We start from the raw sequence: 24331 nt of genomic DNA, 5'->3' as shown, positions 1-24331 counted from the left end.
ATAGGTTGGGGAAAATCCATATGTCAAGTGTTTTCATGGATTTTTCTTATTATATGTCTGTTCACTTCTTCTTAATGGAATTTTCACAGACTGCAAGTGGTTTTTCCGGGAGGAAAGTGGTATACTACTACAGAATCTTGAGGGCAAAAATACAGCGTTTCATTAATACAATGCTATAATTAATGAAATACTGCACCTCATCACAAAACGGGCAAGATTTTTTCGGTTACTGATTCTCAAATGAATAATAACCTTCTCGCCCGGATTTATCACTGAAAGGTATCTTGTTATGAAAAATATGAAAAAACAATCCTTGCGCCGGATCTTTGCAGGCATTCTCGGCATAGGGATCCTGCTCACAGGCGCAGCTCCCTGCGCGGCGGCTGCCTATGGATACGATGAATATGGTGATCCTATCGTCACTGCCACACCGGTTCCTGATGGTCAGGCCGCAGCAGTCACGCCTGCCCACTCCAGCTATTATTCACAGGCTGCCGACACCGATTCCATTGACGGGTGGCCCAAAGGTCCCGGCATCGAAGCACAGGCTGCAGTCCTTATGGATGTAAATACAGAAGCCGTTCTTTATTCCAAAAATGCGGACACACAGCTCTACCCTGCCAGCATCACGAAGATCCTGACTACACTGCTTGCCTGTGAAAATCTGAATGCTAAGACAAACATTACCGTATCTGAAAAAGCTTCCACCAGTGTAACTGCCGGAGATTCCAGTATTTATGCTGCTCCCGGTGAAAAATTCACCAGGGATCAGGCCCTGATGGCTGTCATGCTCCAGTCCGCTAATGAAATGTCTGTCGCCGTTGCGGAAGAAGTTTCCGGCTCTGTAAAGAAATTCGCAGAACTCATGAACTGGCGCGCCAAGCTTTTTGGCTGCAAGAACACACACTTTAACAATCCCAACGGTCTTCCGGATGAGAATCATTACACTACAGCCTCCGACATGGCAAAGATCGCCAAATCCGCCTGGCTAAATCCTCTTTTCCGGCGATACTGCACCAAACGTTATTACGAGATCCCGCCTACCAATAAATTTGCGGAAGCCCGCCAGCTGCTCAATCATCACAAGATGATGAAAAACGGCGAATATTATTATGAAGGCGTCCGTGGCGGAAAAACAGGTTACACGGATGCATCCGGCAACACACTTGTCACCTACTGCAAACGAGGAAATATAACGCTGGTAGCCGTGATCCTGAATTCTACTTCCGCGGCAAATGCTTACAGCGATACCGCTTCTCTTTTTAATTATGGTTTTGAAAATTTTGAAAAGGTGGATATGAAGGTGTCCATGGAGCCAGTCCCGTTTAAGGTACTCCCTTGTGACAAATATATCCTTAAGAATAACGGAAACACCTATCCGTTTTATTATCAGACAAAGGTTTATGTGACTCTTCCAAAAGGTATCAAAAAATCACAGCTTAACAAACGCCAGGCCGTTCTTCAGAATGCTGTCGGCCCACTGCGTCTGAAAAGCAAATATTATTATAAGAAACAAATGGTCGGATGGGGAATGCAATACGAACGAAACATCGTATCAGATCTTCTCCTGGCTTCGTAACATTTTCCTGCGGCGGAGAGATTCGTGCTTTTCACGGATCTCATCCGCCGCTTCTGTATCTTCTGCTCTCAGGGTCTTCACCCCGAAATATTTTCCCTCATCGGTTTTTCGGATCCGGATCTTTCCGGCAACAGGTCCATGCTCATGGCAAAGGGCAAGGCTGTAATACACCTTGGAATTGTTGGTACTGAACCAGCGGATCTTCCTCTTGGCAGGGCATCTGCAAATAGGACACATGGTACTTACCATGGTACGGTCCTTCATCAGACGCTCCTTTGATACAAATTCCCTGGACACAAACTTGTCATGGTCTGTATAAGAAATATAGATCTCGCTGTCTCTGGATTTTGGATTCTGATATACATCCAGGGACGGATGGCGGATCATGCAGGCTTCATCGATCTCCAGGAGTATCCTGGCAGTATAGCTGGCGTCTGCCAGTGCCCGGTGAAAATCCCGGTTTTTGGGAAGTTCCAGATAATCTGTAGCATATTCCAGAGATCGCCTGGATACTCCGTCCTCGAATTTTATGCTGAAAAGTTTCTGCACATCGTAGTAATGCACCGGCCCTGGCATCAGCTTCAGAAGATTATAGTATTTCATATTGCGCTGAAGTTCCATCACATCCTGGTCTCCCCAGGTAAAAAAGCGATACTCCTCCCCGCACCATTCCAGAAATCTGCGGATTGCCCTTGGAAAAGGGATGCCTTTTTCCAGTTCATGATAATCCACGTGGATCACTTCGTGGATACTGTCGTGGATCCAGTGGTACACTTTGGGCTTGATCAGGCACTGAAAGGTATCAACGATCTCTCTTTTTTCATTTAATTTTACTGCCCCGATCTCTATGATCTCAAACGGGAGCCGACTGTCCGGATGTCTTCTTCCATCCGGATTCTGGTTCCATTCCAGGTCAAATACAATATAGTTCATGGGTTTTCTGTCCTCTTATCTGACTGCTCAGCTGCTTCATAAATGCAGCTGTTTCCGGATCGTTGTCCGGCTATTTCATATTTTTGCATTCGGACACAGAATAAATCGCTTCAAACAGCTCCTGCTGGAAGCTTTCTGTATCTGCATCTGTCAGAATCATATCTTTCATTTCGTCTTCTTCGTGTAGCCACCAGCGGAAATCGCATAATGTGGCACCCCGTCCGGCACCGTCTGAACACTCCACATCCAGGAATACTTTTTCTGTTTTAAAGAACTCCGGATGGATGAGATACATAAACGGTACAGCAGCATGGATACTTGCCACGCAGCGATATTTGGAAAAATTTTCAAGTACGTAGCCAGCCATATCTCCACAGGCTCTGGCTGCCGGATCACCGGACTGGCACAGCTTCATAATCTGGTTTCTGGTGAGATTACATTTCAGGGTAGCATCCAGTCCACACATGATCAGTGGGATTCCGGAATCGAATACGATCTTTGCCGCCTCCGGATCTGCGTAGATGTTGAATTCCGCTGCCGGTGTGATGTTTCCGCCTTTTGCTGCGCCGCCTGTAAATACAATTTTTCTGATCTTATTCTTTATTTCAGGAAAAACCTTCAACAGAAGTGCAAGATTAGTCATTGGTGCAGTTTCGATCATTACTACCTGCTCGCCCTCAGGAATGGCATTCAGAATATCACGTATAAAAAGCACTGCATTATCAGAAGCAGCCTCTGATTTTGCTTCCGGCAGTACGCAATGGCCAAGCCCTGTCTCTCCGTGGAATTCTTCCGCATAAATTGCCGCTTTCACAAGAGGACGATCCTGGCCTCCTGCCACCGGAACCTTCAGTCCGTAAAAATCCACCAGCTTCAGTGCATTTTGGGTCACTCTTTCTATCCTGGTACTTCCTGCAGATGTCGTCACTGCAAGCAGCTCCAGTTCATCCTGATGTGCTGCCGCATATGCCAGTGCGATCCCGTCATCGATTCCGGGATCACAGTCCATGATAACCTTGATCTTATCTCCCATATATTCACCTCTGTGAAAACTCTTTCCCCAATTTTATAGTATTGCCGAATTTCCGCTGTTTACCTGTTCCAAGTATAACAGAGTGAGGAAAGAGTGTAAAGTTAATCAGAATTCGTTACTGTTCACTCCGTTCTCAGCAACACGCTTCGCGGAATATTACCAGTAAACAGTAATCAGAATTCACCTCTGTACTTCAGGCTGAAACGTAAAGAACCCCTCTGCCGGACATTGGCAGAGGGGTGGAAAAAAGGGGGTTATATTCATTTATATAAACAAATGCAATGTGCAATTTGGAGCTTTAATATTTGCAATATCCGTTTGGGTTGTTCCGGATATTGTTATTATGCTATATCCCATCACCCGGAGCTTGCAATCCAGTACCGGGGCTTCACAATAAATGCTGATCAATCAATAGAAACAAATTTCTTCTCTTCTGCTTCTTTCTTGGTCTCTTCCTTCGGGAAGGTTACATGAAGGATTCCGTTCTCATATTTCGCATGGATATCTTCATGCTTAATGCTCGAGCCTACATAAAAGCTTCTGTTGCAGGTTCCTGTATAACGTTCTCTGCGAACATATTTACCTTTATCATCCTTCTCGTCCTTCTTCTCTTCTCTGGTTGCCTGAATGTTCAGATAACCATTCTTCAGCTGGATCTTCACATCCTCTTTCTTAAATCCCGGAAGATCGATCTCCAGTTCATAATTGCCATCTACATCACGGATATCTGTCTTCATCATATCCTTCACCTGAGGATAAGCATTGGCAGCTGCCTGACGGCCTGTCGGATATCCCATAAAATCATCAAATAAATCTTCTCCGAAAATACTTGGCATTAACATAACTCATTCCTCCTGATCTATATTCGCTGCGTGCTGCGCAGGCGTTTTTAATTTACTGTTTCTGAAAACATCTGCAAATTCTGTAAGAACTTTCTCCGGAAGATTTCTTTTTTCTCTCTTCCTTTGTTCTGTATGTACTATAACACGCATTATTAGCACTGTCAAGAGGTGAGTGCTAATTTCACACTTTCTTCACATTTTCCGTAATTTTACGATCCATTTTTCCGATACATATGTCTTAAGCGCCGAAGATAGAAGGACTCCCAGGATCAGAAATGGAACTGCCTGAAAAAACACTCCCATAAATACATAAATATAATAACTGCTTTCATAAAAAAGAGCCCACGTCTGCTGAATACAGAAAAGAACATCTGTATCGGGACCATGGATTCCGTATTCAGTGCAGTGGAGATATGCTTCATGAGATCTGTCGAATAATACATTTAATCGATACCGGGACGGTAATAAGGCAGGCTACCGCACCAGATAGCATGGCTGCAACATCCTGGAATAGGAACTGGGAATTAAGAATGATCTCTAGGCTATATTGCTGTGTCTGAATGTATGAAAATAATAAAATAGTTCCTCCAAGATAAGCAAACAGCAACGTATTTACCGTTGTACCGATAATTTCTTTCCCAACCTGATAGCCAGAAGCTGTAAGCTCTTTCGCTGTCAGACTGTTTTTATGAGTCCAGACTTCATATACAGAAGATGTTACAGATAATGCTGTATCGATAACAGCCCCAAGAGTACTGAAAACAGTTACAAATATTCCTACATGAAGCATGTTAATATGAAGGTCCGTACTGTAATAATACATAAAATCGTCTTCCGAAATCTGCAGCTCATTTAACCCGTAACTTCCTGATCTCCATGTAATAATATAAATCGGAATAAACAAAAGTAACATTACCAGCAGTGTAGCCAGAAAAGCCGCCCGCGTCTTTGGATTATTTCCGTTCTGATAAAACAGAGAAATATAACAGACACCTGCACCTGCCACCAATATCAGGAGCAGTACAGGAAAACCGGCAGACATCAGCATAATTGAAAAAAATAAAATTACAATATTCCCCGCCAGTGTCATAATTGACATGGCTCCACGCTCTCCGCCAATCAAGATCACCAGAAAAATTAAAATCAATGCAAGAAAAATGATCATTCTCTGACACCCCTTTTCCGTGATGGTATTTTCATAATCACTGAAGCAATAAAAACAGATACCGGTATTGCCAGTACAATTCCAATACTTTCTATCAGAAAACGACAGATATCATATGGAATGTGGTATCTCACGATCGTTACAAAGCTTATATCATTATTCATCTTAAGTATGAACATGGGAATCATGCCGCTTGCCAAAACAAACAGCAGTACATTTATCATGGTTCCCATAATATCATATCCGATTTCACGACCGGAATGTATCAGTCTTCTCAGAGAAACCGATGGATTTTTCCGCACGATCTCTCCTACTGCTGCGCTGATCGTCACCGTCACATCCATAATTGCACCAAGTCCTGTCAGCATAATATCTGCCCAGAATATATCTGCTGAATTGCCTGTACTTCCAAGGTATTCCAGATTGGAATAATCCAGATCTCCGTACATATAAATAGAAAATTCAAACAATGCCATGATCAGAAACAGAACACACAGTGTTGAAAGAACTGAGGAAAATGTTTTTCTATGAATTCCATTTAAGCAGATCAATGTAGTCAGTGAAAAAAGAACTGCGATGACATTACAGATATTTAAAATATTTTTCCCTTCTGTAAAAGCCTGAAATCCATACGCAAATATGACTGTATTCAGTATCAGTGATATGATCGTGTAAAATCCCTGCTTTCCTGTAATGCAGATCAGAAGAAAAAATAATCCTCCTGCCAGTAATGCCAGATACCCATCCCTTTTTACAGAACGTATCGTTTTTCCGGGGCTTTCCTTTGAACCGCTTAAAAGAACGGTGTCTCCTTTATGATATTTCTTGGTCTGAACCTGAGAAGATGTATATTCATTAGAGACCGTTATTTTTTCCCCTTTATGCGAACCGTTTAATATCCGTGCCGTAATATTCTGAGTATAGTAATATTCTTTTGAGCCCCTGGTTCCTTCTCTGCTCAGAGTCTGTTTTTCTGTTACGGAACATATTTTTGCCAGCGGTGTATGATAAAATCGGGAATTACAGCAGGTAAACAGAACAAAAATAATATATATGCCGGCTAAAAGATATTTTTTGTGAAATATGCAGGATTTCATTAACTTCATTCCCCCTGTAGAAATATTGCAATCGTAAACGCACTGACCGGTTGCCTTTTATCGAAGTAACATTGTACGCTTTTTGAAAGTATCGGTCAATATAAGGTATACAAAAAACAGCAGCAGAACCGTTTTTACAGTTCTGCTGCTGCCCCCATAATTATTTTAACAAATACCTGACTTCAAAAAAGCCATTATTTACAAAGCGCAGAAAATGCATCTGCAACAAACTGAACCTTGGTTCCGATAATAACCTGTACAGAAGTTTTTCCAGGTTTGATCACGCCTGCAACACCTGCAGATTTGATCACCTTATCATTTACAGCTGTAATATCCTTAACCTCAAGTCTCAGTCTTGTGATGCAGTTATCGATGCTTGTGATGTTCTCTTTTCCGCCACAGCCTTCAAGGATCTTCGCGGCAATAGCAGTATAGTCATCATTTGCAAGCTCGATATTCTTCTCTGCCTCAAGATCGTCATCGTCTTCTCTTCCCGGAGTCTTCAGATCAAATTTCTTGATGGCAAAAAGGAATACAACATAGAATACGATAAATGCTGCAATTCCAAGAGGAAGGATGAGCAATGTCTTCTGTGCTGCCGGAAGTGAGGATGAGAAAAGTAAATCCATCGCACCGGCAGAGAAGCTGAAGCCTGCACGGAATCCAAGAGCAACTGTGATCATGGTGAAGATACCGTAAAGTAATGCATAAATTACATAAAGGCCAGGAGCAAGGAACATAAATCCAAACTCGAACGGCTCAGTTACACCACAGATAAATGCACAGATCGCTGCAGATGCAACAAGACCGATGGCAACTTTTTTCTTTGCAGGTTTCGCACATTTAACCATTGCAAGTGCTGCACCAGGAATACCAAACATCATACATGGGAAGAATCCGGACATGTACATTCCAAGGCTCCAGGATACATCTGCAGAGGTTTCACCTGCCCAGAAGTGCTGAAGATCACCAAGTCCGATGGTGTCAAACCAGAATACATTGTTCAGTGCGTGATGTAATCCGGTAGGGATCAACAGACGGTTCAGGAATGCATAGATACCTGCACCAACAACATCCATACCTGCGATTGCTTTTCCTAATGCTACAAGTGCACTGAAAAGTAATGGCCATACAAACAGTAATACAACAGATACGATAATGGAAACCACTCCTGCGATGATCGCTACGCAGCGCTTGCCGCTGAAGAAGGAAAGCCAGTCAGGAAGTTTGGTGCTCTTGAATTTGTTATAGCATGTAGATCCGATGATACCGGCAAGGATTCCGATAAAAGGATTCGCAATTTTGTCAAACGCAAGAGTTTTTGTTGCACTGTCAGCGATTGATGGCATGATGGTTGTAACAAATCCTGTAGAAAGAAGTGTTGTGAGCATCAGCCAGGATGCAAGTGCAGCGATTCCGCCGGTTCCGTCATTCTTTTCTGACATACCGACACCAACACCGATAGCAAAAAGGATTGCCATGTTGTCGATCAGAGCTCCGCCTGCCTTAACCAGAAACAGACCGATCAGATTGGCTGCGCCATGAATGTCTCCACCCTGCATAGTTGCCGGACATAACCAGTATCCGATACCCATGAGGATACCACAGATCGGCAGTACTGCCACTGGAAGCATTAACGCTTTTCCCAGTTTTTGAAGAAATTTCATATATTTCCCCTCCCTTAAAATAAATATATTTGACCGGATTACTCCGGTTATAACACCCCGAAAATTGCTACTATCTCCGGGCTGCTATAAGCCTGTCAGCTGCATGAAGATGATCATGAAAGCTTGAGGACGGCTTCATCCGCCGAAACATCCCCCTCCTTCTGGAGGCTTATCTTTCCGTAATCATCTGTGTTGCAGATCAGAACCGGGATAATCGTGTTTAAACCGGCTTTCTCAATTTTGTCCAGATCAGCCTCTATCAGAAGATCACCCTTTTTAACCTTGTCACCTGCTGCAACGTGCGCTTTAAAGGGTTCGCCCTTAAGTGTGACTGTATCCAGTCCGATATGTATCAGTATTTCCGCGCCCTGAGTGCTTGTCAGCGTAACTGCATGAAGCGTATCAAATACCATTGCCACCTCACCGTCTGCCGGAGCATATATCCTGCCGTCTGCCGGGATCACTGCAAAACCGTCACCCAGTACCTTGTCCGCAAAGACAGGGTCCGGAACCTCCGCAAGGGGAACCACTCTACCCTTGCAGGGTGCATAGATTAAATTTCCTTTATCTTTTCCTTTAAAAAATTTCAGCATATTCTCTTCCTCCCGTTATTTCACCACTTCTTCCGGTATTGATATCCGCGATGTCGATTTGTAAATATGTCTATATATTTTTTATCCGTTCCGGGTTTATATTATATATTTCGTATAATTTTCATTTTTTGATTTTTAGGCATGTGTATATATTAACCATTATTTTCGGTTTTGTCCACATTTTTATCGGTATTTTTCAAAAAAATAAGCTGTAGCACATTAACGCGACAGCTTATGTGAGAATATTCAGTTTACTTCAGCAGTTCTTTTTCTTTCATATTCGTTGTCACCTGAAACTCTCCGTTGATCCGTTGGATCTCGTATACCAGGGGATTATTTCTGGCCCAGCCGGGATCTTTTTCTGCCTGCCGGTTCCAGCTGTACCAGGCGCGGACAAAGCCTTCGTGGATGGTAGATTCCGCTTCCTGGCGGGCCTGGACCGCATCCTGATAATCCACAAAAGTTCCGATATAAAATCGTTTCCCCTTGAATCCGATGGTAGCACGGTATTTTCCATTCCGCAGCTGATAGACGCCACGGAATCCGCTGGTATTATCACTGCGGTGCTTTCTTTTTTCCAGCATCTCCACACAGGTTCCATCTACCATATGCAGCTGCCCGGGAAGTTCCTTCCATATCTCCTGTCTCAGACAGCCACAGCTTCTGTAATTACCATGAAGAAGGCCATCCTCTGTCACATCCACTTCATTTCCGCAGTCACACCGACAATGCCAGAACACAGAGCCCTTTTTGCTCCTTTTATCTGTATGATAGAGAGCAGTCAGCCGCCCGAAACGCTGTCCGCTGATGTCGGTGATCCCGCGACCTCTGACATAATGGCCGCAACCGCAGCTGGTACATTTTCCGGCTTTCAGGCTGTGTGCAGTGGAAATATGCATATTCCCGCAGTCACAGCGACATTCCCACCTGGTCCTGCCGTTTTTACTTTCCAGTTTTTTTACTGCCACAAGTTTCCCGAAACGCCGGCCTGTAAGGTCTTCTGCCACCGGTCCTCTCTTGGCACTGTTTTCCGGAATACATCCACAGTCCTTTACAGTCCCACGCATCAGATGTCTGGTATTTACTTTTATCTCATTTCCACAATCACATCTGCACAGCCATACAACATACCTGTTTTCCCGCTCATCCAGTTTTTTCAGTACCGTCAGATGACCAAATCTCTGACCTTCCAGTTTAAGTCCGTTTGCCATCCTCTGTCCCTCACATTTCGTCAAAAAAAGCGATGCGGTAGAAATTTTTCCTGCCGCACCGCTGTCCGGATCCTGTTATTTATCCGTTTTCTTTTTTCTTCTGACAAATACTGCTGCCAGTAATACCACACATCCGGAAACGCAGATCACTGCGATCCATTTTGCAATGTTTGTGTTATCTCCTGTTTTTGGCATAGCTTTTACATGACTGGAACCAGTATTTCCTGCATAGGAAGAAGTTCCCGTATAGGAAGAAGTTCCGGAAGCAGGCGGATTGCTGTCAGGTTTTATCGGCGTGTTCGTTATGGTCGCTGCCGGAGTTCTGGTCGGCACTGCAGTCGGAGTTTTTTCCGGAAGTGGTGTCGGTGTATTTTCCGGTACAGGTGTCGGCGTATCCACAGGATCGTAGGAATTCACAAAGCCGATATCCTGTTTCTCGCTGTTCATCTGTGCATCGGTATGTGCAACCACAACTGCTTCCAGATCACCGGACTCTCCGTTCGTTACTGTTACTTTCACATAATAAACGGTATTGTCATAATGTCCGTTTTCCAGCTTTCCAGGCTGCTGGGAAACGCTGTAAGTGTATACGCCAGGAACAGCATATTCCACTGCAGGAAATTCTGCTTTCCCCGCACCTGTGATCGTGATCGTATTTTCTTCCGGCATGGGTGCTTCGTCCTCACCCTGAAGAATGATCGTATAAGTTTCGTCCGGAGATGGCTTCTCACCTGACAATTCCACGCTGACAGGAATCTTTACTTCCGCAACTCCAGCTGCCATAGCTGAAATCGGAAAAACTGTCAGGCACAGAACCGCAAGCAGGAGCACTGCCGGAAATTTTCGTATATTCGTCTTCATCCCCTCCTTACGTCTCCGGCGAATAAGGTTTCATTACCGCCAGAAGAACTGTTCTTGCATCTGTAAATTCCGAAGAGCAGGTTGACATTGCCAGTATCTGGGAAAAATCTTCGGACTTTCCAATGTTGTCCATCGTCTGCTGATGGACATGTTCCGCGTTTTTTCTGACAAAATCCACAAGTCCGCTGGTGTCCGCCTGCCATTTTCCCGTTGCAAAAATAGAATCCTCAGATGCGGAAACCTGCATACATGCAAAGATTTCCAGCTTGTAGGAACGGTCAGGCAGAATCAGTGTACCTGTAGTGTTTTTGTCAAAAAATTTCTTTTTTCTGTAAAGATCCAGATCTCCGAACATCTTATGCTCTGCCATGTGATGACCATACAGAAGAGAATATTTCCCCTGAAAATTCCTGTCACAGCCGGAATCCAGAAAGATGCTTCCTGACAAAGCAAAATCACCGTATACATCGGTATTGATGTAAGTCAGGTTATCTTCTCCCTGAAGGATCGGATAGTCGATCTTTGTGTGGTCCAGTGTGATCCATCCACAAACGTCCGGATTGATCTTTCGGAGCTCTTCAAAAGAAGCGCCTCCGTCTTTCTGTTCCGGGTCGGGCTTCAGTTTTAAGAGCTGTGACTGAATGTCGTCCACAGCGCCATAGACCTGTGCGTTATCCCAGAGTGCATACCCGGAATACGCCGCCGCCAGGATCAGAAACAATGCTACAATGGCAGTGACCAGAGAGTTGGCTGCTTTCAGAAAAAACTTAGATGCGTTCATACTGCCTCCTCTCTGCTGCCTAGATGATCATTAGTCTTCGTATTTACGTCTTCTGGTGATGAATGCTGCACCTGCGATTACGATCACGCCTGCGAATACGAGGATGTATGGGAGGGTTGTAAGGTTGATGCCGGTGTCAACTTCACCGTTTCTACTGTTTTCGAATGCTGCTGTCTGATTAGCTGCGTTTACACTACCTATGTCACCGCTCTTTGTTGTTGTGTAGCCATCTGCTGCTGTCTCGGTAACAGTATAGGATACTCCATATGGAAGGTTAGCAATGCTGATTGTCTCGCCATGTTTCAATAAGAATGTTGTTTCTTCACCGATTCTAATGGATGCAGGATTTGCTGTATTGCTACCACCGGATACAGCATAAGAACCAGCATATGTTTTTCCCTTTTCACCTGTTAAGGTTACTTTGAACTCGAAGTATTTAGACTGATCACCAAGATTACCTTTAACTGTTTTGGAAATGTTTAATTTACCTGCGGAGTAGGTATTTGTAAATGTAGCAGATTTTTTTCCTTCAGATTCTGTATGAACTGCTGCTACACGAAGTTTTCCATTCTCTCCCTGAATAACAGTTACAACGAGTTTAATGTCATTTCCGTAATAAGTAACACCTGCTGTATGATTATCATCTTTTTCTTTTAATGTGTACTCATAAATACCAACATGTTCATAAGTAGGCAGTGCAACTGTAATATCCCCAGTTGCTCCCTGAACAGTCGCTGCATTCTCAGCAAATGCAGCACCTGTGATTGTTCCAAGTGCCGGAGCTGAAGTTGCCTCGCTATCTTTTACTTTTCCGTCTCCATACTGAACTAATGTGAAAGTCTCTGCTGGAGAAGTTGTTCCCTCATTTGTAAGCTTGTAAGCTTTCTTAATAGTAACCGTTGACTGATCAGTGTACGTAGTGCCTGCATCTGCCGCAAACGCCGTACTTCCCATGGTAAACATGGTGGCTACTGCGATCAAACATGCTAACAGTTTCTTTGTCTTTTTCATAAGAAAATCCTCCTAGAAATATAAATTTATTTATAAGCTCATAAAAAGCAGCTTATACATTTTGACTGTGATGTTCTCCTGAAAATGGGAGAACAGTTACTTTTTTTACAGTTCCCTTCTTCGAAGTATAGTGATCACTTTTGCTTTTACATCCTCTGTGGAGATGGGGCCGAATTCACGGCTGTCTTTTGCATGGGTTCGGTAATCTCCCAGAATAAATACACTGCCTTCCGGAACTGTATAGGGATATGTGATCCCTTCCTTTGCATATGTAGGAAATGCAATTTTTCCTGTCTGGGCTGTTCCGTTTACGAGAAGCGTTCCTGTGTCATCCATTGTGATCACGTCGGTTTCGCATCCCAGAATACGCCCTACGTGAGTTTTGCCGCCGGCTTCATACACGACAACATCTTCTTTTTCAAGATTCTGTTCCAGCCGATAACCGATGAGAAGATCTCCGGCTTCCACTGCCGGGAACATTTCATTATCCGGTGCCTGGCCTATAAGAAAAACCTGTGTAAACAGCAGCCAGCCAACGGCCACGATCAACACGATCCGCCAGAAAAGACGGATGTAGCCTTCCTTTATTTCTGTAGAATATCTTCTTTTCCGGATTGTCTGAGAACAGGTTTGATCTTTTTCAGCACGCATCACCTCCGCACCTCTTCTCTGGAACTATATCCTGTGAACAGTTCAGACATTTGTATCCTGTCCGGTAGTCCCTCTTTCAGCAAGTTCCTTATATTTGCGAATCATGGCATCACAGCTTTTCTGATGGTCAGCGATCAGTGCATCATACCGTGCACGTTCTGCGCTTAAGGATGTTTCATAAATCTGATTCAGCTCTTCCAGCTTTTTCCAGAGATGAACTTCATCCACTCCGCCAAACAGCACCTTCCGAAACCTGACTGTCAGGAACCACTCTTTCAGTTTTTCGTGCTCATGATTTAACGCCTCTGTTTGTGGAAACTGCTCTGCTTTTGGCTCACGATTTCCTTTTTTCCCTGACTGTTTCTTCTTCATCACAACCGCCTTCAGCTCCAACGCTTCCTGCGCCCGAACAACAGTACACCCGCTCCGGTAGCCATAATACCTAACATCAGAATGTATGGTGTTGAGTTAAGATCCACGCCTGTGTCCGGAATGGCTTCTTTGTTGTTGGTGAATTCAACTTGATGCGCCACATTATTATCCATTCTCGAAATAGAGGTTATTTTCGCCTTGCTACTCTCAACAGAAGAATTACCGTCTATCTTATAGGAAGTCTTATATCTGCTACTATTATAATCATCCTCTATAATTATCACCGTTGCTCCAACCGGAACATCTGTCAATGTTATTGTCTCTTTATCAGACAGTGAAGTTTCTGCTGAACCTGAATACGGTTTATCACTGATTTTAAATGAAAGATCCGTATTTCCATTTTTTACAGAAACTGTAAAATGGAATTTTTTACTCTTATCTCCCATACTTCCGGTTACAAGCTTTTTAATATTCACTGATGTATAAAGCAGTGTGTAATGGGCGTAGAAGTTTACGGTACCGTCTGCCAACTCTGCGTCATTTGGTGAATATGGCCACCCTGCATCTAGGATTTTTGAGCTACTATCATTTCCTTCTGGATCCCTTTCCGGATACCATCCATCCAGAATGTAGGTTAATCCATTGACATCTTTTGTACTGCCTATCGCAACTTTTGTTGTTTTATCAACATAATCACCTGTTTTATAGTTTTTCGCATAAACCTGTGTGTAATCCGTCGCACCTGGCTCTTTTACCCAGAATTTTGCAGTAAATGCTTTTTTACTTTTTATACTTAATGCACAGTCTATATGGTACGGATATGTTCCACCGTTATCACGTGAAATTTTACGGGGAGTTAATTTAATTTCAAGAATATCTGATTTGTCAAGACTATCAATATCAATTCCCGTATCTTTACTGATTGTGTTTTTGTAATTCTCCCAGATTGAATTCAATATAAATGTAAAATATGAATCAGTAGTCGTATTTCCACTCTTTACTGTCCAAGTTGTGCCTGTACTTCCATCCGGCCATGAGACAATATACTTCGACACATTTGATTTAATATTCTTATTTTTGTAAACTGTATCTTCTACATAACCATCTTCCCAGGTTGCCCCATCTGTATTAATACTTCCTAAAGTGTTACTGGTTTCCGTTGATGGAGCCCATGCTCCTGTATCATTTGTCCATGGATCTCCTACCGGGTCAGAAAGATAATAAATCGCAGCTTTTCCAGAATATGCTGCTGGTGTTGTAGGTATAGGCGTCGCTGTTGGCCATAGCCATTTAGCCGCCTGCGCTTCCATCTCCACATCCTGCACCTCATCCGATGATGAATCCACATCTTCCGCCGGTGTCACACTCGGCTCTTCCGTAACTGTCGGCTCTTCCGGCAGCTCAGTTACAGTGGGGTCGGCGGGTTGTTCGGTGTCTTCGCCGGGTTCTGCAGATGGCTCTGTTGGTTCTTCTGTGTCTTCAGATGGAGCTTCGATAACATCTGCCGGTTCCTCTGTATTTTCATCTCCGGTTGTCACCGCAGGTTCTTCCGATTGCGATTCATCCACCGACTGCTCATTTTCCGCTTCTGTGGCTGTCAGCTCTTCTGCTTCCTCCTCTGATCCGGGCTGTACTGTTTCAGCATTTTCATTGGCTGTTTCACTGCTGGCCTCTACCGCAAACGCTGAGATGGAAACACTGCAGATCATCGCAAACGCAATACAGACTGCGAGGATCTTCCTCCACAGACGGTGTTTTCCAGATGAATGATTATGTATCATACTTCAAACCTCCTTCTTGTATGCTATGGCAGTCAAAAACAGGCACTGCTCATTACATGTCCATGCCGGTATTTCTGCTCTTTCGCAGAGCACAATACTCTGTGAAAGATTCCCTGCGATCCGTGTAAATTCAACGGTTCTTTCTTCTCTGACGGCGGTTTTTGACGGTTTATTAAAAAACTTAGGCTCCCGGAAATTCTTTTTCCACGGTATCTGCGATCTTCAGTTTTTCCATATTTTTACGTTTCAGGTTCATGGATGAATGTACATAACATTCCAGTGTGATCCGTGTGCTGGAGTGCCCCAGGATCTCCGAAAGACTGCGGATCTCAAATCCGGCCTCCACACACCGTGTCGCAAAACTATGCCGCAAAGTATGGAAATGAACATTTTTCAGATTACAATCTTTCGTATATTGCCTCATGCGATACTGCAGGGTTCTGGGCTCTAGGAAATACCCTGCTTTTCCGGTCAGAACATATGCTTCCAGATCATCTGCTCTCCATTTGTTACAGAGCTTTTCAATATCCTGGTTCATGGGGATTATCCTTACCGACCTTCCACTTTTAGGAACCCCGGTTATGATCCGGGTCCTTTCTTCACTTGCAGGATTGAGATTTTTCAGGCGCTGCATGGTATGACGTACAAAGATGACTTTATTTTCCAGAGAAATATCTTCCCATTTCAGAGCACATACTTCTCCGATGCGCAATCCTGTCAACAATGCCAGCAAAACCCCAAATTTACACGGATCCATGTCCTGTAAAAGATATTCCGTAAACCTTTTCTGTTCTTCACAGGTCAGCACACGCATTTCTTTTCGATCCTGCCTGGGGTATACGATATCCACCGGTTTTGCCAGTGGATTCTGCTTTGTTGTATAATTCAGAATGGAATGCAGCACGGAAAGGATATCCCGCACTGTTTTTGGTGACAATCCTCTTTCATGGACAAGCCTGTAGCTGAATTGTTCTACAAGTATTTCTGAAACAGCCTCTGAAAAATACTGCCCGAGATCAGGCCTGATATATTTTTCCAGGATCGTTGTATATTTTACAAAAGTGGATGGTTTCACGCTGCTTCGTTTCAGATACAGCCATTCATTACAGTAATCTGCAAAGCGATTCCGTTTTCCTCTCACGGGCAGAAGCTGATCATTCATCAGCGCATAACGTGCCTGATTGACCTTATCTCTGGCTTCATGATATGTTTTTCCGTAACAGTAGCCATAGTGTATCCTTCCGTTTATCCGATGCTCTTTGATATATCTGGCTTCCCATCGTCCGTCTTTTCTTTTGTAAATGTTTTCTCCTTTTCTGCTCATTGATCTTTCCTCCTGTTATGCTGAATCTTATAGTCTGTTCACAAATAAGAGTTTTTATCCGCCGGTCTTTTATCCTCTGACGATGACACTGACGGCGAATAGTGTCCTTTTTCGGACACCACAATATTTGCGCCCTATATTATCCGTAAAATATGGCGAAAAACCACGATAAAAAAGCCGGTTTTCAGGAACTTGCACCTTGAATTTCCGAAAAATTTATGGTATTTTTATAGAAACAGAGTATTGTGCTCTGTGAAATTTACCAACTATAATCTAAATAAATAAGCCGTTTTTTAAGCAAAAAAACTCCCTCACATATCAGTTTTTTCTGATATATGAGGGAGTTTCTGATCTTATATTTTATTTCTGTTCTTCAAGCTTTCTTTTTAACATCTGAATTTCTTTTTCCTGAGCTGCAATTTTCTCCTTTTGATTATCAATCTGCTCCTGCATCTGATCAACCATATACTTCACTGTGTTTCTGTCAAGAATCTTTAATTCCTCTGAATACATTTCCATCATCCCTTCCACATTCCGGCATATATTATATATGTGCTCGTACATGACCGTAAACTCCGGATATTTTTTTATTAATTTCACGATTACTTCCGGAGAATCCATACTCAAAAATGCCAGCCATGCATCCAGTTTATCTGTGATACCTTTATTGTGCATATTCTCACGAAAGATGTCAAGCGGAAGAAATACATATTTCTGAAGCAGATTAAGTTCCAATCCTGTATCTGATCTCTGTTGAAAAATATGGCAGTATCTATCTTTATATTTATGAAAATCTCCTGTACTTTTATCAATCAGTACAATTGTATATACACTTTTTATATCCTTATAGGAAAAATTCTCTTTTCTGGTACTTCGGGCATTTTTATATTGCCTTAATAATAGATCAGAAGAATAACATGCGCATCTTTCCCCAGGAAAAGCGTAACCTATTTTTTGCACTTCCACGTTACAATATGAACCATCATCAAATCGTACCAGAATATCCATGATCAAAAGAGACTGCTCATCTGCCAGTCTTGTAGAATCTCCTGGTAAAACTTCGATAATTTTCACCTTTCTCTGAAGCAATACTTCAAGAAAATCCTCTAATCTTTCCGGTACTGTTTCCGGATTCATAATTTCCTTAAAAAATGCATCATACAGCATTTTCACCCCCTTCACTCCCGTACAGAAATCCAGAAATTCCTCTCGCTGTTCTTCTTTCCAGCTATAAAATCTCTCTGTCAGATTTATGTTCTGCTGAATGTCCCGCAAAATCTCCTCGCGGGTTCTTATCATTGGAAAATAAGCCTTTAATTTCGTATTCAATTAATCTTCTCCTTGTCTGATAAAAATGGAACTTTCGTTTCAGATCTGAAACATCTGTGAATGCCATACGGCTAGAATAAGTCTTATAAGATACTTATAGAATATCATATTTTTATCTTACATCCAAGATTTTTCCTTCCTGTTGTTTCTCTGTATTTCGACACAATATTTTATGGCAATCAACCAGATACGGCGCAGACTACAAATATCCTTCTGCAAAAAAACTCCCTCACATATCAGTTTTTTCTGATACATGAGGGAGTTTCTGATTTATGACTGATCTATGATCTATTTTGCTTTATAACGGTAAACGGTTTTTACTGCTGTGCTGTCTTTACCGGTTGTCCAATCACTTTCGGAGGTTGTGGTCTGAGTCTGGAGTTTTTTGTTCTGGTACTGGTTCATGCGGTACCAGGCCTGGCCTCTGGCTCCGTGGCTTCCGTATGCGCCGTTACAGGTAGTTCCGCTGGAGCACCATACCCGGCTGCCGTTCCCGTTCCAGTTCAGCAGATAATAGGTAATGCTCGAGTCATCTCCATCTGCGCCGGAAGCAACTACGGTTACCTGACTGGCTGCTACACTGTCAAAATGTACATAAGAGCCCGTCTGCGCAAAGTTTACATTCTGTCCGGTATTCGGTCCGCAGAAATGATAGTAATAATAGCCCACCAGCTGTCTGGAAGCAGATGTCTCCAGTGGTCTTACAGACTCATAAACACCACCATCATTGACATAGCTGGAGGTTGTTTTCTGATAGGTGTGTTTATACTGGATCGTATATTTATCGGAAGTGATATTCTTGGGAAGCGTATCCACATAAACCCAGTTTTTAGGTTTCGCCTTGATCTTAAAAGTCTTTGTTACGGTTCCGCTGTAATTCCCCTTAAACTTCACCGTTACCTTATAAGTACCAACATTTTTTCTTCCACGGGAATATGACACCTTATAATTGCCGGAACTGATGGTTTTATTATTCGCACCAGTTACTTTTACCTTCGGTGTTTTTACTTTTCCGTCGTATGTATAGCTTGTTGCAGAAAGCTTTATTGTCTTCGGATAATAGATTGTTTTCTTTCCGGTCACCGCACCGCAGGAGCAAAGATACTGGACATATCCGTTCCTGGATGTAGTTGCTTTCTTCACCTGTTTTTTGTAGCTGTGTTTATGAGCTTTTCCGGTAATCTTAAAGGTTTTTGTAACGGTTCCCGAGTAATTGCCTTTAAACCGAACTGTTACCCGGTAAGTTCCAACATATTTTCTTCCGGCAGAATAGGTAACTGTATAGTTGTCTGCACTGATCACCCTGTTGTTGCTGTCTGTAACCTTTACCGTTGGCTTTTTTACTTTTCCATTATAAGTATAGCTTGTTCTGGAAAGCTGTATTTTTTTCGGATAATAGATAATCTGTTTATTCTGTATACTTCCGCAGCTGCACTGCTCCTGTGTATATCCGTTGGCAGTGGTGGTTGCCTTTACTGTTACTCTCTGATAGCTATGTGTATGTGTGACCGGAGCTGCCTGGACAGTGAAATTCACAGAATCCGAAAATGTATATGCATACTGTGCATGATTCACAGATGCCACCGCTACTCTGTAATTCCCCGCCGGCAGTGTGCAGGACCAGTTTGTTCCATTCACTCCATACTGAACTTGCGTCGGATTGGATTCTCCTGCTTTATACACATATACATCATAATATCTGGCATAGCTTGTTGCATTCCAGGAAAACGTTGTGGTCTGATTCGCTTTTCCCGGATTCACGCTCACATATGGCTTGCCCGGTACACGAACGCCCGGATAGATAAAGCCAAGCAGCACCTTGTTGGAATCATAAGGGCGCCTTCCTCCGACTGCATTGGTCAGTGTATATCCATATGCAACTCCATGAGAGGAGGTCTGATCTTTGTCCGTTCTTCCTCCCTCATCTACCGTAAATCTGTTGTTTCCAAGATTAGCTGTTACATAAGCAACATGTCCGTAATAATCTCCGCTCCATACAGCAATAGAACCGGGAACAGGCTCATTTCCTACTGCATAGCCCTGATTGATAGCATTTTGCCACCAGCTTACCGCATTTCCCCATGCAGGCAATGCGATTCCCTGTCTGTCATACACGCACTGCCATGCAAAGCGTGTGCAGGGGATCTCGTATAAGCCATCTCGATCCACATCCTGTGTTGTAGGATAAGGATTACCTGCTGCTGTTACCGTTGCTGCCGGTACCGCACTGAAGGCAGTTACTGCGGACAGCGCAAGGACCATTAATTTTTTCAGAAGCTTCTTTTTCATAGTTTTCTCCTTTCCTGCGGTTTCATCCTTCTTACCGGATAATCCTGATCTGGCACGCCTCCATGGCTTTCAGTGCATTCTCATGACTCTCCGGTGTTACACCTGCGCAGCATGTGGCATCAACACAGATCGGCACTTCCGGAAGGGATGCCTTGATCAGCAGAGCATTGGAGATCACACAGATATCTGTGCAAAGTCCCACAAGAGTAATACTTCCGATTCCTTCATCTTCATCGATCATAGTCAATTCCCCGGCAAGATCGGTGGAGCCGAAGGTTTCTTTATCAATGGGTTCTGTTTTCCTTAAGGCGTCCAGCTCTTCCCGGATCTGCCATCCAGCTGTGCCCCGGATACAGTGAGGAACCGGAAGGTTTTTCCCTTCCTGTGTCTCCAGATAATACGTTTCATGGGTATCCCTTGTAAAAAATACCTTTCCTTCAAAATTCCGGATCTTCTCCTCCACCTTCGGAACAATGGCAGCTGCCTCCTTCGTGCCAAGTGCACCGTCGATGAAATCATTTTGCATGTCTACTACAATGAGAATGTTCTGCATGTTTGTCACCCCTTGTTTCATAATTTATTTCTGTCCGGCAAATTTATGATACCTTTATTGTGCATACTCTCACGGAAGATGTCAAGGTAAAAAGATCCAGTCAAGTGGAGATTCGCATCGGTAATTTTTTTCGGCCACTTACTGCAAACTTAGCCTTTCCTCCCAGCTATCCAGCGTAGCGCTGATAGCTCAGCCAACTACCGAGCAGCCACACTACCCTACCGCCCTGAAAAGCCAGCCCGTGAGGCGTGTGCTGCCTGTCGCCGGACTCTGCAGGAGGGGAGCTGATTCTTGGCTGGCGGAAATCTGCGTTGTTTTACAAAAGTCCGCTGTCTGAGCGGCTGCAAGACGCGAGTTCGGACTTTTGTAAAACGCTTTTAGCAGATTCCCGCCAGCCTAGAAGCCAGCCCCCGACGAAGCCCCGGCGGCAGGCAGCACACGCCTCACGGGCGTCCCTTTTCACAAAAAAAAGCCGAACCAGCCACATCCCGCAGCCAGTTCAGCTCACCCCATACAACTACAAACTCACTCACCATCAACCCAGGCAAGCAGCTTCCCGGTAAAAACCCTATTAAAGAAATGGATCACCGGTCCCAGCCCAAAAGCCGTCACCAGTGTACCAATACCCACAACACCACCAGTCAGATAACAGATCAGCGCACAAAGCACATCATTAGACATCCTGTGCCAGAAATAAGGAATCTTCGGCCATCTCTCTGTCATGATCAGCGAAAGACTATCATAAGGCGCAACCCCCTCATCCGGCATCTGATACATCGACAGTCCCAGACAGCAGATCACAACACCCACACACAGTGCCACCAAACGTACCGGCAGCGTCACAAGCTCCAATCCAAAAACACCAGTATAAATATTATAAAAGAAAGTAGTAATATAAGCCAGACAAACCGCATTCACAACCGTACCGATCCCCAGGAACCTTCTGCCAAAAGCAATCTCAATGATCAGCAGCACAATATTTACAATCAGCTGGAAATTACCATACGCCATACCAATCATATCCGCAACCGCCATATTCATTCCACTGAACGGATCCGTTCCAAGCCCGGCCAGCTTGAAAATTCCAATCCCCATACCTGCAAAAACATTTCCGATACACATGATCAGAACATGCTTCCAGTTAATGTTCTTCAAAAAATCCCCCATAAACCTCATACCTCATCCTCTCTGAAAATATTGTCAGGCAGATATCCACGATCCACCTTCACTGCGCAAGATCCATACCAGATAATACCTTAATAACCAGCCTGCTGCAACGCTTATATTCTATCACACCCCCTCACCCCTGTAAAACATAAAAACCCCAAGAAACAACAAAAAACAACAAAAAAAGACATCCTGCAGACCACATTATATGATCTGCCGGACATCTCTCTTTTTTATATCACGCTGTTAATTCAATTTCACAATCACCAGTCAATCCCGAAGCTCTCATGGCAGAGCCTCGTTATTTCAGATATCCCGAAAAATTTTTTCAATATCCAATATTATTTAATGAACTTAACCTCAGGATAAATTGCCTGCTTGGCAGCCTCTTTACGCTCATTAAATACAACCTTGTTCTCCTCAAACAGGTTACGTCCTTGTGCATCGATAGATACGATCAGCGGCCCAAATTCTTTAACCTTGTTGCACCATAAAGTCTCAGGCATACCAAGCTCATCCCAGTGATGCTCAACAATCTTCTCAACCTCTGTAGCAGCCACAACTGCACATCCAGCCGGGAAAACACAGTGGATAGCACCGAACTCTTTACAAGCACGCTCCGTATTCGGGCCCATACCACCTTTACCAACGATCACTCTGACACCAGTCAGTTTTGTAAACTCATACTCGAACTTCTCCATACGCATGGAAGTTGTCGGTCCTACAGAAACCATTTCATAATCATCCTCTGTACCCTCGATCTTACGAACGATCGGGCCGGCATGGAAAATCGCTTTGTTGCGGATATCATACGGAAGCTCTCTTCCATACTCAACCAGACGACGGTGAGCAACGTCACGGCAGGTCATCAGATCTCCGTCCAGCCATACAATATCGCCGATTTTGATATCAGCCAGGTCTTCTGCGCTTATAGGTGTAATAAGAACTTTTTTATCTCCTCTGATTTCGATCATGATTTTTCCCTCCGTTTATATTAAGCATTAAATTTCCATGTGGAATGAGTATCACAGGTTACTGTAAGATCCGGATTTACAACCAGATGTCCACGACGGTGAGACCAGCATCCAACGTTTACTGCAACACCGATGGTAGATGGATGACGTGCGGTATTCTCAATGTTGACACCCATTACAGAATACTTTCCGCCCATACCCTGCGGTCCAAGGCCGATGGCATTGATACCATCCTCGAGAAGCTTCTCCATTTTTGCTGCGTTTGCGTTATCGTTGTGAGAACCGATCGGACGCATCAGCGCTTTCTTGGAGTTCAGAGCAGCTGTCTCTACAGATGTTCCTACACCAACACCAACAAGAAGTGGAGGACACGCATTCAGTCCGTAAGTTGTCATCTGATCCAGAACGAAATCGGTAACACCCTCATAACCGGCACCTGGCATCAGAACCATTGCTTTTCCAGGAAGGGTACATCCGCCGCCTGCCATGTATGCGTAGATCTCACATTTATCGCTGTTTGGAACAATATCCCACCATACAGTCGGTGTTCCCTTACCAACGTTTTTCTTTGTATTGTACTCATCAAAAGTCTCAACGGAATTATGTCTTAACGGTGCTGCAAAAGTAGCCTGAACAACAGCATCTTTCAGGAGTGCCTCCAGCTCATTGATATACGGGAAATTTGTTCCGCATTTCAGCCAGAACTGAAGAACACCTGTATCCTGACAGCTTGGGCGGTTCAGCTCTACAGCAAGTCCCTGGTTCTTTGTCATGGTCTCATAAAGAACCTTTGGAAGTGCAGCTGTTTCCTGTGATCCAAGCTCTTCAAGTTTATTAACTACGTCATCCGGTAATTTTTTTCCAATATGGGCAACAAAATCTGCTACCATGTCTGTTAATACTTTAACTCCATTTTCCTTAGTCATGATTTACCTCCTGATATGGTTCGATGGTTTAATGTTTTTTAGTTACATAGGTTTTTGTTGGTTGTTTCATCATTAATTTTGGCTGATTAATGGTTAAGATGGCTTTTTTGGCTTATTTATCATTTCTCCTTCACTGTATGGTCAGTGCAGAAGGGAATGAACTTAATCAAAAGTGTTGCTGGTCACAAAGTG

At 43.6% G+C, this 24331-nt stretch carries 22 protein-coding genes; 1 reads left to right on the top strand and 21 read right to left on the bottom strand.

Annotated features, from left to right (window positions below; genetic code table 11):
* Window positions 1–289 precede the first annotated feature (289 nt).
* Window positions 290–1579: a D-alanyl-D-alanine carboxypeptidase family protein gene (locus BN3261_RS14270; protein ID WP_059086601.1), complete on the top strand. Its 1290-nt coding sequence runs from the start codon at window positions 290–292 to the stop codon at window positions 1577–1579.
* Here BN3261_RS14270 and BN3261_RS14265 read toward each other — a convergent pair.
* The 21 genes from BN3261_RS14265 to ttdA form a co-directional block, all read right to left on the bottom strand.
* Window positions 1556–2512 carry a 3'-5' exonuclease gene (locus BN3261_RS14265; protein ID WP_059086600.1) on the bottom strand — a complete coding sequence of 319 codons (957 nt, stop codon included), beginning with the start codon at window positions 2510–2512 and terminating at the stop codon, window positions 1556–1558. The two genes, BN3261_RS14270 and BN3261_RS14265, sit on opposite strands and share 24 nt — an antisense overlap.
* Before the next feature lie 70 nt (window positions 2513–2582).
* Window positions 2583–3545 (bottom strand): nucleoside hydrolase, encoded by a 963-nt coding sequence (locus BN3261_RS14260; RefSeq protein ID WP_059086599.1) that lies wholly within the window; start codon window positions 3543–3545, stop codon window positions 2583–2585.
* Window positions 3546–3949: 404 nt separating this feature from the next.
* The gene (locus BN3261_RS14255; protein ID WP_015526401.1) at window positions 3950–4387 is read right to left on the bottom strand and encodes an Hsp20/alpha crystallin family protein; all 438 of its coding nucleotides are present in this window, start codon (window positions 4385–4387) and stop codon (window positions 3950–3952) included.
* 418 nt (window positions 4388–4805) lie between these two features.
* Window positions 4806–5552 (bottom strand): YibE/F family protein, encoded by a 747-nt coding sequence (locus BN3261_RS14250; protein ID WP_059086598.1) that lies wholly within the window; start codon window positions 5550–5552, stop codon window positions 4806–4808.
* Window positions 5549–6649, bottom strand: coding sequence for a YibE/F family protein (locus BN3261_RS14245; protein ID WP_059086597.1), 1101 nt, complete (start codon window positions 6647–6649; stop codon window positions 5549–5551). Before BN3261_RS14245 ends, BN3261_RS14250 begins: the two co-directional genes overlap by 4 nt.
* Before the next feature lie 194 nt (window positions 6650–6843).
* On the bottom strand, window positions 6844–8316 hold the full coding sequence (locus BN3261_RS14240; RefSeq protein WP_059086596.1) for a PTS transporter subunit EIIC: 1473 nt from the start codon (window positions 8314–8316) through the stop codon (window positions 6844–6846).
* A 113-nt stretch (window positions 8317–8429) separates the two neighbouring features.
* The gene (locus BN3261_RS14235) at window positions 8430–8909 is read right to left on the bottom strand and encodes a PTS sugar transporter subunit IIA (protein ID WP_015526406.1); all 480 of its coding nucleotides are present in this window, start codon (window positions 8907–8909) and stop codon (window positions 8430–8432) included.
* Between the two features lie 251 nt (window positions 8910–9160).
* Complete coding sequence (locus BN3261_RS17805; RefSeq protein ID WP_022426562.1) at window positions 9161–10120, bottom strand: AP2/ERF family transcription factor; 960 nt, start codon at window positions 10118–10120, stop codon at window positions 9161–9163.
* A 75-nt stretch (window positions 10121–10195) separates the two neighbouring features.
* Window positions 10196–10981: a Spy0128 family protein gene (locus BN3261_RS14225; protein WP_022426561.1), complete on the bottom strand. Its 786-nt coding sequence runs from the start codon at window positions 10979–10981 to the stop codon at window positions 10196–10198.
* 7 nt (window positions 10982–10988) lie between these two features.
* Window positions 10989–11762: a class B sortase gene (gene srtB / locus BN3261_RS14220; protein ID WP_059086595.1), complete on the bottom strand. Its 774-nt coding sequence runs from the start codon at window positions 11760–11762 to the stop codon at window positions 10989–10991.
* Between the two features lie 30 nt (window positions 11763–11792).
* Entirely contained in the window at window positions 11793–12773 is a 981-nt protein-coding gene (locus BN3261_RS14215; protein WP_059086594.1) for a DUF7601 domain-containing protein, read from the bottom strand.
* Window positions 12774–12878: 105 nt separating this feature from the next.
* On the bottom strand, window positions 12879–13424 hold the full coding sequence (gene lepB, locus BN3261_RS14210; protein WP_110925826.1) for a signal peptidase I: 546 nt from the start codon (window positions 13422–13424) through the stop codon (window positions 12879–12881).
* A gap of 42 nt (window positions 13425–13466) precedes the next feature.
* Window positions 13467–13796, bottom strand: coding sequence for a hypothetical protein (locus BN3261_RS14205; RefSeq protein WP_161209597.1), 330 nt, complete (start codon window positions 13794–13796; stop codon window positions 13467–13469).
* 11 nt (window positions 13797–13807) lie between these two features.
* The gene (locus BN3261_RS14200) at window positions 13808–15364 is read right to left on the bottom strand and encodes a DUF7601 domain-containing protein (protein WP_199874128.1); all 1557 of its coding nucleotides are present in this window, start codon (window positions 15362–15364) and stop codon (window positions 13808–13810) included.
* 394 nt (window positions 15365–15758) lie between these two features.
* Entirely contained in the window at window positions 15759–16901 is a 1143-nt protein-coding gene (locus BN3261_RS14195; protein ID WP_059086590.1) for a tyrosine-type recombinase/integrase, read from the bottom strand.
* Between the two features lie 360 nt (window positions 16902–17261).
* Window positions 17262–18230 (bottom strand): PD-(D/E)XK nuclease family transposase, encoded by a 969-nt coding sequence (locus tag BN3261_RS14190; protein ID WP_110925825.1) that lies wholly within the window; start codon window positions 18228–18230, stop codon window positions 17262–17264.
* Between the two features lie 288 nt (window positions 18231–18518).
* Window positions 18519–20519, bottom strand: coding sequence for a CHAP domain-containing protein (locus tag BN3261_RS17800; RefSeq protein WP_059086589.1), 2001 nt, complete (start codon window positions 20517–20519; stop codon window positions 18519–18521).
* Between the two features lie 31 nt (window positions 20520–20550).
* A complete protein-coding gene (locus BN3261_RS14180; RefSeq protein ID WP_044960348.1) occupies window positions 20551–21072 on the bottom strand; it encodes a cysteine hydrolase family protein in 522 nt (173 codons plus the stop codon).
* A 525-nt stretch (window positions 21073–21597) separates the two neighbouring features.
* Window positions 21598–22239: a YczE/YyaS/YitT family protein gene (locus BN3261_RS14175; protein WP_059086588.1), complete on the bottom strand. Its 642-nt coding sequence runs from the start codon at window positions 22237–22239 to the stop codon at window positions 21598–21600.
* Between the two features lie 341 nt (window positions 22240–22580).
* Window positions 22581–23213 carry a L(+)-tartrate dehydratase subunit beta gene (ttdB, locus tag BN3261_RS14170; protein ID WP_021977663.1) on the bottom strand — a complete coding sequence of 211 codons (633 nt, stop codon included), beginning with the start codon at window positions 23211–23213 and terminating at the stop codon, window positions 22581–22583.
* Between the two features lie 20 nt (window positions 23214–23233).
* A complete protein-coding gene (gene ttdA, locus BN3261_RS14165) occupies window positions 23234–24139 on the bottom strand; it encodes a L(+)-tartrate dehydratase subunit alpha (RefSeq protein WP_059086587.1) in 906 nt (301 codons plus the stop codon).
* Window positions 24140–24331 lie beyond the last annotated feature (192 nt).

The organism is Blautia massiliensis (ex Durand et al. 2017) (assembly GCF_001487165.1).
GTDB lineage: Bacteria > Bacillota > Clostridia > Lachnospirales > Lachnospiraceae > Blautia_A > Blautia_A fusiformis.
This window is presented reverse-complemented; position numbering and strand designations above follow the sequence as displayed.